At 68.5% G+C, this 11,787-nt stretch carries 12 protein-coding genes; 1 reads left to right on the top strand and 11 read right to left on the bottom strand.

All coding sequences use genetic code 11. From position 1 onward, the window contains the following. Positions 1-280: 280 nt before the first annotated feature. The 3 genes from DV707_RS05265 to DV707_RS05255 form a co-directional block, all read right to left on the bottom strand. Complete coding sequence (locus DV707_RS05265; protein WP_103990268.1) at positions 281-1,213, bottom strand: winged helix-turn-helix domain-containing protein; 933 nt, start codon at positions 1,211-1,213, stop codon at positions 281-283. A 153-nt stretch (positions 1,214-1,366) separates the two neighbouring features. Next, the gene (locus DV707_RS05260; RefSeq protein WP_103990269.1) at positions 1,367-1,618 is read right to left on the bottom strand and encodes a DUF5816 domain-containing protein; all 252 of its coding nucleotides are present in this window, start codon (positions 1,616-1,618) and stop codon (positions 1,367-1,369) included. A 31-nt stretch (positions 1,619-1,649) separates the two neighbouring features. Beyond that, entirely contained in the window at positions 1,650-2,021 is a 372-nt protein-coding gene (locus DV707_RS05255; RefSeq protein ID WP_103990270.1) for a HesB/IscA family protein, read from the bottom strand. A gap of 172 nt (positions 2,022-2,193) precedes the next feature. On the opposite strand from DV707_RS05255, the gene DV707_RS05250 reads away from it, so the two are divergent. Continuing rightward, the gene (locus tag DV707_RS05250; RefSeq protein WP_103990271.1) at positions 2,194-2,613 is read left to right on the top strand and encodes a universal stress protein; all 420 of its coding nucleotides are present in this window, start codon (positions 2,194-2,196) and stop codon (positions 2,611-2,613) included. 81 nt (positions 2,614-2,694) lie between these two features. On the opposite strand, the gene DV707_RS05245 is transcribed toward DV707_RS05250, so the two are convergent. The 8 genes from DV707_RS05245 to DV707_RS05210 form a co-directional block, all read right to left on the bottom strand. Further along, the gene (locus tag DV707_RS05245; RefSeq protein WP_103990272.1) at positions 2,695-3,465 is read right to left on the bottom strand and encodes an HpcH/HpaI aldolase family protein; all 771 of its coding nucleotides are present in this window, start codon (positions 3,463-3,465) and stop codon (positions 2,695-2,697) included. A gap of 128 nt (positions 3,466-3,593) precedes the next feature. Then, positions 3,594-4,421 carry a class I SAM-dependent methyltransferase gene (locus DV707_RS05240; protein WP_103990273.1) on the bottom strand — a complete coding sequence of 276 codons (828 nt, stop codon included), beginning with the start codon at positions 4,419-4,421 and terminating at the stop codon, positions 3,594-3,596. A gap of 7 nt (positions 4,422-4,428) precedes the next feature. Next, complete coding sequence (gene hisD, locus DV707_RS05235; RefSeq protein WP_103990274.1) at positions 4,429-5,820, bottom strand: histidinol dehydrogenase; 1,392 nt, start codon at positions 5,818-5,820, stop codon at positions 4,429-4,431. Between the two features lie 79 nt (positions 5,821-5,899). Next, positions 5,900-6,448: a hypothetical protein gene (locus DV707_RS05230; protein ID WP_103990275.1), complete on the bottom strand. Its 549-nt coding sequence runs from the start codon at positions 6,446-6,448 to the stop codon at positions 5,900-5,902. Between the two features lie 177 nt (positions 6,449-6,625). Further along, positions 6,626-6,979, bottom strand: coding sequence for a hypothetical protein (locus DV707_RS05225; protein ID WP_103990276.1), 354 nt, complete (start codon positions 6,977-6,979; stop codon positions 6,626-6,628). 213 nt (positions 6,980-7,192) lie between these two features. Next, positions 7,193-8,938: a glutamate--tRNA ligase gene (locus DV707_RS05220; protein WP_103990277.1), complete on the bottom strand. Its 1,746-nt coding sequence runs from the start codon at positions 8,936-8,938 to the stop codon at positions 7,193-7,195. A 91-nt stretch (positions 8,939-9,029) separates the two neighbouring features. Further along, positions 9,030-10,076: a geranylfarnesyl diphosphate synthase gene (gene idsA3 / locus DV707_RS05215; RefSeq protein ID WP_103990278.1), complete on the bottom strand. Its 1,047-nt coding sequence runs from the start codon at positions 10,074-10,076 to the stop codon at positions 9,030-9,032. Between the two features lies 1 nt (position 10,077). Next, entirely contained in the window at positions 10,078-11,436 is a 1,359-nt protein-coding gene (locus DV707_RS05210) for a ribonuclease J (protein ID WP_103990279.1), read from the bottom strand. Between the last annotated feature and the right edge of the window lie 351 nt (positions 11,437-11,787).

Below are 11,787 nucleotides of genomic sequence, written 5' to 3'. Positions count from 1 at the left end.
GGGTGGTGTTTAGTTAAGCGATTGCAGCCGTAAAACCGCTCTCGGGTGGGAATGGAAGGGGCCGCGCTCTCGGCGAAGACGGGCGATGCAAGGACCGCAGGCACGAGCCCCGCGAGTGCCGAGGACCACAGCGAGCCCATCGAGTCGAGAGTGAGGGGGCTTCCGAAGTCTTCACCACAGCGATCTCGCCGGTTTCACTTCTAACTAAACAGTACCGTTCACAGTCGGAGTAACGTCCACGCCGAGTGACCGGTTGACACGTTGGTAGTCGATGAGACGGTTACGCGTCAACCTCGGTGACCGCTCCGACGTGATCGATCACGAAGCGGAGCCGCTCTCCGTCGTGTTCCACAGTCAGTCGGAGGGAGGGTGAGTCCGTCGAGATGCGCTCCTCTCGCCACCCCAAGCCCCGTTTGATCGCGGCCCAGGTGCTGGGAGCGTGTTCGACACCGTGACGGTAGTAGAAGGAGACGAGCGCCGGATGGTTGCTCACCCACGCGTAACTGGGACACCGCCAGGCGAACTTGCAGGAAACGCAAACGCACGTGAGGATGCCCAGGAACCGCGATCCGCAGGCCTCACAGATTCCGGCGTCGTCGTGATCTTCGCAGACTGCGAGCGACGTGTCGACGGAGCCACCACACTCGGGACAAATCCCGTCGATCATCGTTTCGAACCGACGGATGGAGTAGCCGATGGTGGCGTCGAAAATCTCCTCGGGGGAACGACCGCGAAGGCCCTCCGGGGGGAGGCTGAACCCGAAGATCTCGCCACCCCGCTGTGGCCAGTATCCCTCACACGTGCTGCACCGCGCCCATACGGTCCCGTCTTCGTAGGTTATCTCCACCGTACTCCCGCACCGATCACAGGTCACGCCCACGAGGGTCGACTCGACTACCGGATTCCTGGTGACCCCGCCGGCGATAACCGCCCGGACGATCTTGAATCCGGGAGCGGTCAGCTCGTAGCCGGTGTCGGTCCGGCGAACGAAATGGCCCGTCAACTTTCCCAGGTGGTAGTTGAAATTCCCCGTGTCTTCGGCCCCGACCCGGTCGACGAGTTCAGAGAACGAAACGGCATTGTCGGTCGCGTAGGGATCGTAAACCGTCCACAATGCTCGGAGAATGCCGATTCTCGTCTCGTTACCGACCAGCGTGAACGCGTCGTCCGGGGCAAGTGCGTCGGGGGACCCCCCGTCTGCTCGGTCCATCATATCTCAGCGTACCACGGACTCGGATATAGACGTGCCTCCCTCGAAAGTCGCCTGTCCGAACGGGACTGCGGTCTCCGAAGCGATCGGCCCGCAGTTGGAACCGGAGAGGGACAATCGGCGCATTCGACTTCCCGCGAGCGACAGCGGGGCGAGTCACTCGTGGGCGGCGTCCCACTCGTCGGGCTTTCGGATGTTGCCGCAGACGTTGCACTCGATCCGTCCCATCGTGTCCATCGCGTTGTCGGTGGACTCGCAGTTCGCACAGAAGAAGCCCCACCGCTCCGATCGGTCGGTCGTCGCGTACGCGACGAAGAACGGGCCCTTCGCGCCGCGTTCGGCTTCGGATCGGTCGACGTACACCGTCTCGCCGTCGGGCGTCTCGACGGCGTCGAGTTCTACGGCCATACCCGGAGACGTGCCCCCACGGAGAAAGGGTTCACGTTCGGAAGGACTCGCCGCAGCCGCACTCGCTGACGACGTTGGGGTTCTCGACGTGGAACCCCGCGCCCTGGAGGCCGCCCTCGTAGCGGAGCGTCGACCCGCCGACGTAGTTCTGACTCGCCGGGTCGACGAACACCCGGAGGCCGTGCTGTTCGACGACCGCGTCGTCGGGTTCGGGTTCGTGATCGAACCGCATCCCGTAGGAGAGGCCCGCACAGCCGCCCTGTTGGACGAACAACCGGAGTCCCGCCTCGTCGGTGTCGAGCCCCTCCGACTCGATGAGCCGAATCGCCTCCGCCGCGGCGTCCTGTGTGACGGTCACGGCGGTGTCGTCGTCGCCGCCTCCGTCTGCGGTCTCGGTACTCATATGCGGAGAGATAACGTTCGCAAGGTGTTAATCCTGACGCACGGGGTTACGGGAACCGGTTACGTTCGCCGGCGGAGGACGGCGAGGAAACCTCCGCCGCCGGCGACCCGGAACCGATGGTCGGGACAGACGCGGCGCGGGATATATATCGCCGCCTCCAGAACTGACCCGTGTGTACGACACGATACTCGTTCCGACGGACGGCAGCGAGCAGGCCGACGCGGCCATCGACCACGCGGTCTCGCTCGCGCGGGCGCACGACGCGACGGTCCACCTCCTCTACGTCGCCGACAGCAACCGCGACAGCGTCACGACGCTCGGCGGCGAAGTCGTCGACGCGCTCGAAGGGGAGGGCGAGCGGATCCTCGAAGAGGCGACCGAACGGCTCGATCCCGCCGTGGACGTCGTCGACGCCATCGAGACCGGCGGGCCCGTCGAAACCATCCTCGACTACGCGGACCTGGTCGACGCCGACGTGATCGTGATGGGGACGCACGGCCGACGCGGCATCGACCGGTACCTCCTCGGGAGCACGACCGAGCGGGTCGTCAGGCTGTCGTCGGTACCGGTCCTGACCATCCGCGAGGAGTGACGGACCCTCGGAGGCGACGGCGACGACAGAACGGCGACGAGGAAGCGACGACGGACACCCGACGACCCGACCGCCCGCGGTTCACTCGTGTCGGTCGCGGTACTCGGTCAGGTAGCCGCTCGCGCTCTCGGCGAGGAACGCCAGATCGGGCCCCATCGCCAGGAAGTCGACGCCCCACTCGTCCCGCGCTGCGACCTCGTCTCTACTCGTCGCGAGCGTTCCGACCGGACGGTTCTCGGCGTCGGCCGCGCTCACGATCCGATCGACGGCGCTCCGCACCGGTTCGCTGTCGTACTCGCCGAACGCGCCCAGGGACGCCGAGAGGTCCGCGGGCCCGATAAACAGGGCGTCGACGCCGTCGACGGCGGCGATATCCGCGACGTTCTCCACACCCGCCGCGGACTCCACTTGGACGATCGTGAGGATCTCCTCGCTCGCGGACTCGACGTACGACTGGAGGTTCGCGCCGTAGTCGGCGGCGCGGTACCCCGCCACGCCGCGCCGTCCGTGGGGGCGGTAGGTACAGGCGTCGACGGCCCGTTCGGCCTCCGCGGCGGTCTCGACGGCCGGCACCATCACGCCCGCGGGACCCAGATCGAGCACCCGCTTCACTTCGATGGGGTCGTTCGACGCCACTCGAACGATCGGGACGGTGTCGGTGCCCGCGGCCTCGACGGCCCGGAGCACCGTCGCCAGCGCCCCGAGTGTCATCTCCGTGTGTTCGCCGTCGAGGACGGCGAAGTCGAATCCGACTCCGGCGAGGAGTTCGGCGCTCGCCGGATGTCCGATCGAGAGCCAACAGCCGGCGACCGGTTCGCGACCGCGGAGTCTCGACGGGAAGTCCTCGACCATAGTATCAATCGGCTCACGGATCGCTTGAAGCTTCGGGTCGACCGAATCTCGGGACATCCGGATGGCCGAGAGGGGCGCACGGAATAGAAGCGGTAGCGCCCCGATCGGTCAGATCGACCAGCCCCGCCTCACCCGTCCAACTCGGCCGTCGGAACGCCCGTCTCGACCGGCCGCACCCCGCGACCGACGACGAGCCCCGGCAGGTCGCTCTCGCCGGACACCAGCACGTCCTCGAAGCCGGCGGTCCGGAACGCGCCCGTGAGCCCGTCGGCCGTCGTCGTCCGGACGGTCCGACGGTCCGTCACCACCGCGCTGTCTCCGGTCTGTCTGTCGGTGATTCGGTAGTCGACGACGAGTTCGTCGCCGGCGGCGCCGGACCGCGTCCGATAGGATGCCGGGCTTCCCTCGGAGACGACGTCGACGGCCCGTTCGAGCCGGTACCGCGGTCCGCTGTAGGTGGCCACCCCGGGTTCGGCCACCGCGGCCGGGTCCGTCGGGGCGGCGACGACGGCGATCCCACCGGGGCGGAGCGACCGGACGGCCGCCACGCAGAGGTCGACGGCGGAGGCGCGTCCGACCGCCTCCTCGACGGTACAGACCGCATCGAAGACCGCCCTGACCGGCGGTCGCGTCGGCGCTCCCTGGACCGCAGTCGCGCCGCGCGCCTGCGAAAACCGGAGGTGCGCGCGTCGATCGTCCACGCCGATAGCCTCGTACCGCTCGCCCAAGCGCCGGAGGAGTCCGCCAAGGCCGCTGCCGAGTTCGAGGATCCGGTCGACGTCCGCCGGCAGCCGGGAGGCGACGAGCCGTTCGCGGCGCTCGGCCCACCCGTCGGGGACCGACCGGATCCGAACCGGGGCGAGCGTCGTGTCCTCCGAGTGGTCCGCCGACGGGTCCGCGAGCACGGCCTCGCAGGCGTCGGCGAACGTGGGCGGGCGACGCGCGCCGGCCGTCATCCCGCGATCACGCGCTGTCCCCGCCGTCGTCGGCGTCCGAGCGGGTCGACGGAGCCGATCCGGACCGCGAGTCGAACCTGGCGCGAACGCTCTCGGCGTGGGCCTCCAGTCCCTCCGCGTCCGCGAGCGTCGTCACGGTCTCCGAGAGCGCGCCGAGGCCCTCCCGGTCGAGGCGCTGGACGGTCGTCGACCGGAGGAAGGTGTCCACCGAGAGCCCGCCGTACCGCTTCGCCCCGCCGGAGGTTGGAAGCACGTGGTTCGTCCCGGAGGCGTAATCGCCCGCTGCGACGGGCGTGTACGGGCCCAGGAACACGCTCCCCGCGTTGGTGATCCGATCGAGCAGCGCCTCGTCGTCGTCGGCCTGGATCGAGAGGTGTTCGGCGGCGTACTCCTCGGCGAACAGGACCGCCTCCGACATCGAGCGCGCGGAGAGGACGCCCGAGGCGTCGTTGTCGAGGGCCTCCCGGATGACGTCCTCGCGCTCGCGCTCGCCCGCCTGGGCCTCGACGGCGGCGACGACGTCCTCGGCGAGGGCCTCGTCGTCGGTGACGGCCACGACCGAGGAGTTCGGGTCGTGTTCGGCCTGCGCGAGGAGGTCGGCGGCGATCAGTTCGGGACCGGCCGTCGCGTCCGCGAGCACCAGGACCTCCGAGGGGCCGGCGAGGAAGTCGATGTCGACGTCGCCGCGCACCTCGGCCTTCGCCGCCGTGACCCACCTGTTTCCGGGCCCGACGACCTTCTGGACGGCGGTCACGGTCTCGGTACCGTACGCCAGCGCGCCGATCGCCTGCGCGCCGCCGACGCTGTAGACCGCGTCCGCGCCCGCGACGTGCGCGGCCGCCAGCGTGACGGGGTTCAGCTCCTCGGCGGGCGGCGTCGCGAGCGCGACGTGCTCGACGCCGGCGACCTTCGCGGGGACGACGCCCATCAGGACGCTGGAGGGGTACGCGGCCGTCCCGCCCGGCGCGTAGACGCCGACGCGTTCGAGCGGCCGGAAGCGACGCCCGAGTTCGCGCAGGCCGGATTCGGCGTCCCCGTCCGCGTCACCGCCGTCATCCCCGTCACCGTCACCAGTGACGAACGACTCCCGCCAGTCCTCGGGGACCTGTCGCTCGTGGAACTGACGGACGTTCGCCGCCGCCGTCTCGATCGCCTCGCGCACGTCGTCGTCGACCTCGTCGTAGGCGCGCTCTGCGGCGTCGGACACGTCGAGGTTTCCGACCTCGACGCCGTCGAACTCGCGGCAGAACTCCCTGACGGCGACGTCGCCCTCGGTCCGAACCCGGCCGACGATCTCCTCGACGTCGGCGCGGACCTCGCTTATTCCCGCGTCGCGATCGAAGAAGGCCGCCCGCTCGTCGGGCGAGAGCTCGGAGATCTCCCGAACTTGCAGCGTCATACCGCGCGGTTCGGCGCGGGCGGGTAAGGACGTTCCGGATCGGGGGCTCCGCGAGTGCAGCGAGCCCGGTCTCGACGGGTCAGAGCACCTGTCGCTGCTCGGTGAACGTGACCTTCCGATCGGCCGTCTCGACGGTCGTCTGGATCGTGATCCAGCCGTCCTCCTGGCGCACGGCGTACGCCTCGGAGTACGACAGTTCGACCTGTCGAGTCGTCGTGTACGACTCGCCCGCTTCGAGCGTGCCCACGGGCTCCTCGCCGCGCCAGACCTCCTCGCCGTCGGTTCCCTGCCCGGCGACGATCCGACTGTAGACCGTGATGTCCTCGGCGGTCGCGTCCTGCTGGTTGGTCAGCGTCGTGGTGACGTCCCGGCAGGTCGTCCCGCACTCCTCGATGTTCTCGATGACGAACCCGAACGGGGGAGTCGGCGTCTCGGCTCCGTCCGAAGCCGTTCCGGTCGATTCGCTGTCCGCGCTGCCCTGTGCCGTTTCCTGCGGCGTCGACGTCGCCGTCGGGAACTCTCCGCTCTCCGCCTCGTCGCCGCCGGGCAGGACGTCGCCGCCGACGACGACGGCCCCCGCGACGACCGCGACGAGGAGCGCGAGCACGACGATTGGTGTTCCGTTCATACGTGGGTGTTGTCGGTGTGTTCGTGTGTTCGAAGTGGCCGCCGTTCTCGGCGGACGCGTGTTTGGGACGCCACTGCCGACGACCTCGTGTTGTTCGTCGGTGAGGACGGACCCCGGATAGGAGTACCGGTGTCAGCGGGGTTCGCTGTTCTCGAAACTGCGGCTCCCGTGCGCCGTTCAGCTCTCACCGTCGGTGGCCGTGTCGCCGTCGCCGGCCGTGTCGTCGTCGCCGGCGTCATCGCCGTTACCGGCCACGTCGCTCACCGCCGGACCGAGCGCGTCCAGCGACCCGTCGAGGAACTGGTTTATGCGCTCGTGGACATCCGAGACGAAGTCCGGAACGGCGCCCGGGAGGTCACCCGGCGGCCCGGCCTGCGCGGCGGCGCCCGATCCCGCCCGCTCGGACGCGTCCGCGGCGCTCGCCGCAGCGCCGTCGTCTCCCGTGGCTGTGCTTCCCGGTGTCGCCGCCGCCGCGCCCGTCGCCACGATGAGTGCAGCGAGCGCGACAGCGAGTAGCTTCGTTCGGTTCATCGGTGATCTGCATCCTCACCGTGACCGTGAACCGACCTAAAGCGTCGAGTCGCTGAACCGGGTTTTCGCCCCGTTTTCACGGGTTTCGTCCGGATTAGCCGGGGTTGAATCGGATTTAATTCGGCGCAACCGTCACGGAAGTCGAGGCGCTCCCGATCACCCCGTGATCGCGCTCGCGCGAGGACGGCCGCAGGTGCGCCAGTCGGCGGCGACTCACGGGTGCGTCCAGTAGGTGACCGACTCCTCGGGAGCGTGGTCGTCGACGCGCGCGAAGCCGATCCGCTCGAACTGGACGACGTCGTCGACCGCCGTCTCGGCGAAGTCGGGCTCGGCGACGCCGGTCACGTCGCCGTCGGGCGTCCGCATTCGGACGTCGATATTGTCCTCGGCGGGCGCCCAGTGGACGACGTCGACGTCGCCGTCGCGGACCACGTCGATGTCGTCGCCGGTCGCGACGAGCGCGTCCGCGTCGCCGTCGCCGGTCGCATCCCCGCGCGCCTCCCGCCGGACGCACGCGTAGCCCTTCAGCCAGACGCGCTCGCCCGCGGCGGGGACGTCTTCGGGTTCGAGGACGACGCCGCCGGTCGCGGGGACCGTCCGCTCGCCGCGCTCCTCGTGGTCCGGGTGGAGCGGCGGGTGGCCGGCGTCGGGACCGCCCTCGACGTCGAAGCGCTCGCCGTCGCGGACGAGGAAGTACCGCTCGGCGTCGTCGTCGACGAGTTCTCGGTTCGCCGCGTAGATCGAACTCATCGAGAGGTCGACGTTCGAGGTCGACGTCCCGAGGCCGATCAGCGCGTCCACGACGGCCTCGCCGCGGATGCCGCGCCGCCGGAGGCTCTTGAGGGTGGGCGCCCGCGGGTCGTCCCAGCCGTCGAGTTCGCCCGCCTCGATCTTCGCCTTCAGCGTCGACGTCGAGAGTTTCACGTCGTAGGCGTCGACCTGGACGTGCCCCCAGTGGATCACTTCCGGGTACTCCCAGTCGAAGTAGTCGTAGACGAACCGCTGGCGCTTCGCGGAGTCCTGGAGGTCGATGCCGCGGATGATGTGCGTGACGCCCGTGAGGTGGTCGTCGACGCCCGACTGGAAGTCGAGCATCGGCCAGCAGCGATACTCCGAGGCCTCCTCGCGCGGGTGCGGCGTGTCGATCATCCGGAAGGCGACCCAGTCCCGTAGCGCGGGGTTCTTGTGCTCGATGTCGGTCCTGACGCGGAGGACCATCTCGCCCGATTCGTACGCGCCGTCGACCATCGCCTCGAACTCCTCGCGCACGGTCTCAGCGGCCTTCTCGCGGTGCGGACACGCCTCGCCGCTGTTCTTTAGATCCGAAAAGGTCTCGCCCGAACACGAGCAGGTGTAGGCGCCGCCGGCGTCGATCAGCTCGCGGGCGTGCTCGTAGTAGGTCTCCAGGCGATCGGAGGCGACGATGACCTCGTCCGGCTCGAAGCCGAGGTAGTCGATGTCCTCTAAGATCGCGTCGTAGGCCTCCAGGTCCGGCCGCTTCGTCTCGGGGTCGGTGTCGTCGAAGCGGACGACGAACGACCCGTCGTAGCGCTCCTTGTACGTGCCGATGACCGCGGGCATCCGCGCGTGGCCGATGTGCCAGGGGCCGTTGGGGTTCGGCGCGGCGCGCATCCGCACCTCGTCGTAGTCGCCGACGTTCGGCAGGTCCGGGAGGTCGTGTTCGTCTCCCTCGTCCTCGGCCTCGATCTCGGCGAGTTCCTCGGGCGCGAGGTCTTCGAGCCGATCGCGCTTCGCCTCTGTCGAGAGGTCGTTGACGCGGGCGACCACGCCGCCGACGACGCCCGGGATCTCGTCGCCGTGGGGGCGGAAGTCGGGGTTCTCGCCCATCAGCGGCCCCATCACGGCCCCGACGTCGGCGTCGCTCTCGTACTTGACCGCGTTGAGCAGCGCGTGCTTCTCGGCCTCGCGCTCGACGCGTTCGCGTAACTCGTCGTCCATTACGCGTCGGTGCGTCCTCCCCGGTAAAAAGGGGGTCGGATTGGGGGTGCGCGAAGGCGGGTCCCGGGCGAGGTGAACCGTCCCGGCGACCTCAGTACCCGCGCGTGATCAGGTAGTCCGCGATGTCGCCCAAGAGCGCGCGCGCCTCGTTCTCCGGGAGGACCTCGAGGTGGTCCTTCGCGTTCGCGGTGAGTTCCTCGGCCTTCGCCTCGGCGTACTCGATCGAGCCCGCGGCTTCGAGTTCGGCGACCGCCGCCTCGATCTCCGCCTCCGAGACGGAGTCGACGTCGTCGGTCTCGACGAGAGAGTCGACGTCGACGCCCTGCTGGCGCGCGTGCAGCGTGATGAGCGTCTCCTTGTTCTCGACGAGATCGGAGCCGCGCTGTTTGCCCAGCTTTTCGGAAGGGACGGTCAGATCGAGGACGTCGTCCTGGATCTGGAACGCCCGTCCGGAGTCGATGCCGTAGCGGTAGAGCGCCGCCACCGTCTCCTCGTCGGCGTCCATCAGGGTCGCCGCCGTCGCCGCCGCGGTCCCGTAGAGGACCGCGGTCTTCAGTTCGATCATTTCGAGGTACTCCTCGGGGAGCACCTCGGTCCGCTTCTCGAACTCGATGTCGAGCGCCTGACCCTCGCAGATCTGCGTGCAGGTCGTCGCGAGCCGTCGGACGGCCTCCAGGCCGTTCGCGGGATCCGCGCCCGTCTCCGAGAGCAACTCGAAGGCCTTCGCGTACAGCGTATCGCCCGCGAGGATCGCGGTCTCGGTGTCGTACTCCTTGTGGACGGCCGGCACGCCGCGACGGAGGTCGTCGTCGTCCATGATGTCGTCGTGGATCAGCGTGAACGACTGGATGACCTCGATGCTCGTCGCGGCCGACATCACGTCGATCTCCGAACCGTCGAGCGCCGGGAACGCGTGGTAGTCGACCGACAGCGGTTCGACGTCCGCCAGCGCCTCCGCGGTCAGGAGCGCGACGGTCGGACGGAGCCGCTTGCCGCCGGCCTTCAGCAGGTAGCGGGTGGCCTCGTAGAGCCGCTCGGGCGACTGCATCGGCACGTCCTCGTCGAGCGCGTCGTTGACGAGTTCGCGCCGCTCCGCGATGGCCTCGAGCACCCGCTTCTCCGCCGCGTCCGAACTCATCTCACTCCACCAGCTGGATCATATTCCCGTTCCGCGTGACGTGCAGGTCGCGGCCCATCTGGTACCCCTGCGACTCCGCGAGGTCGACGTACGGCGAGAAGCCTTCGAGGTCCTGGTGGGCGGGGATGATGTGCTGCGGCTGGAGCGCGTCGATCATCTGGTAGTGACCCTCCTCGCGCAGGTGCCCGGAGACGTGGATCTCGTCGTAGATCCGCGCGCCCTGCATCCGCAGGAGGCGCTCGGACTGGTAGCGCTGGCCCTCGTTCGTCGGCTCGGGGATGACCCGCGCCGAGAAGATGACCTTGTCGCCGTCCTCGATCTCGTAGGGCGTCTCGCCGCGACCCATCCGGGTGAGCATCGCCCGCGGCTCGCCCTGGTGGCCCGTGACGACGGGCAGGAAGTTCTCCTTGCCCTCCTTCATGATCCGCTTGAACGTCCGGTCGACGGACTTGCGGTGGCCGTACATCCCGACGTCGTCGGGGAAGTCGACGAAGCCGAGTCGCTCTGCGGTGCCGGAGTACTTCTCCATCGAGCGGCCGAGCAGGACGGGCTGACGGCCGATATCCTTCGCGAACTCGACGATCGAGGAGACCCGAGAGACGTGCGAGGAGAACGTCGTGGCGACGATCCCGCCGTCGTAGTCCTCGATCGAACGGATCGTGTCCTCGAGGTGGTTACGCGCGTGGGATTCCGAGGGCGTCCGGCCCTTCCGTCCCGCGTTCGTACAGTCCTCGATGTAACAGAGGACGCCGTTGCCCTCGCGGCCGATCTCGCGGAAGCGCTCCATGTCGATCGGGTCTTCCAGCACCGGCGAGTGGTCCATCCGCTTGTCGAGGCCGTAGACGATCGCGCCCTCGGGAGTGTGCAGCACCGGGTTGATCGCGTCGATGATCGAGTGCGTCACGTGGACGAACTCCATCTCGACGTTGCCGGAGTCGCCGATCGACATCGTCTCGCCGGCCTCCATCTTCACGAAGTCGTTGTCGAAGCTCCCGCTGAACTTCGTCTCGTCTTCGACCTGTTGCTTCGTCAACTCGATCGTGAACGGCGCCGCGACGATGGGCGCGTCGTACCGGTGGGCGAGTTTCGATATCGCGCCGATGTGGTCGAGGTGGCCGTGCGTCGGCACGATGGCCTGCACGTCGCCCTCGAGGTCGGACATCACCCGGTCGTCCGGGATCGCGCCCATGTCGATCAAGTCGAGACTGTGCATCTTTTCGGTCTCCACGTTGTCGTGGATGAGGACCTGACTGAGGTTCAGGCCCATGTCGAAGATGACGACGTCGTCGCCCGCGCGAACGGCCGTCATCTGTCGACCGACCTCTTCGTAACCGCCGATTGTCGCAATTTCGATTTCCATTGTTGGATCCGAGCATCGAAAGCCACCGGTACGGGCGTCGCCCGTCTGTCGTGGCGAGGGTGCTCACTCAAACGTCCCGTCGTCTGGGCCGGCCGCCCCGTCGGGGGGCGACGCGTCTCGGGACCGATCGGCCCCGGCGTCTTACAGCGCGTCGGTCGTCGGTCCCGCGTGCTCCGGTCGATCCGGAGCACTTGCCCGCGGGAGTTCTGGTACTGGGTGCTTCTCGACCGGGGACTAAAAACTATCCGGGTCGACGCGACGTCCGAGCAGCGCCACAGGCAGCTATCGAAGACGGGTAGTTATCGAATCCGATACTCGGTGGGAAACGTTGACTATCGGCGGTGGCCGATC

Origin of the sequence: Halobellus limi, from assembly GCF_004799685.1 — an archaeon.
GTDB lineage: Archaea > Halobacteriota > Halobacteria > Halobacteriales > Haloferacaceae > Haloquadratum > Haloquadratum limi.
The sequence above is the reverse complement of the archived record's forward strand: the minus strand, read 5'-3'. Positions and strand labels throughout refer to the sequence as shown.

Coding starts and splice junctions, on each gene's coding strand:
- DV707_RS05265 (WP_103990268.1), bottom strand. CDS start 1,213: ATGATGGACCGAGCAGACGGGGGGTCCCCCGACGCACTTGCCCCGGAC.
- DV707_RS05230 (WP_103990275.1), bottom strand. CDS start 6,448: ATGAACGGAACACCAATCGTCGTGCTCGCGCTCCTCGTCGCGGTCGTC.
- DV707_RS05210 (WP_103990279.1), bottom strand. CDS start 11,436: ATGGAAATCGAAATTGCGACAATCGGCGGTTACGAAGAGGTCGGTCGA.
- DV707_RS05240 (WP_103990273.1), bottom strand. CDS start 4,421: ATGACGGCCGGCGCGCGTCGCCCGCCCACGTTCGCCGACGCCTGCGAG.
- DV707_RS05245 (WP_103990272.1), bottom strand. CDS start 3,465: ATGGTCGAGGACTTCCCGTCGAGACTCCGCGGTCGCGAACCGGTCGCC.
- DV707_RS05255 (WP_103990270.1), bottom strand. CDS start 2,021: ATGAGTACCGAGACCGCAGACGGAGGCGGCGACGACGACACCGCCGTG.
- DV707_RS05225 (WP_103990276.1), bottom strand. CDS start 6,979: ATGAACCGAACGAAGCTACTCGCTGTCGCGCTCGCTGCACTCATCGTG.
- DV707_RS05220 (WP_103990277.1), bottom strand. CDS start 8,938: ATGGACGACGAGTTACGCGAACGCGTCGAGCGCGAGGCCGAGAAGCAC.
- hisD (WP_103990274.1), bottom strand. CDS start 5,820: ATGACGCTGCAAGTTCGGGAGATCTCCGAGCTCTCGCCCGACGAGCGG.
- DV707_RS05260 (WP_103990269.1), bottom strand. CDS start 1,618: ATGGCCGTAGAACTCGACGCCGTCGAGACGCCCGACGGCGAGACGGTG.
- idsA3 (WP_103990278.1), bottom strand. CDS start 10,076: ATGAGTTCGGACGCGGCGGAGAAGCGGGTGCTCGAGGCCATCGCGGAG.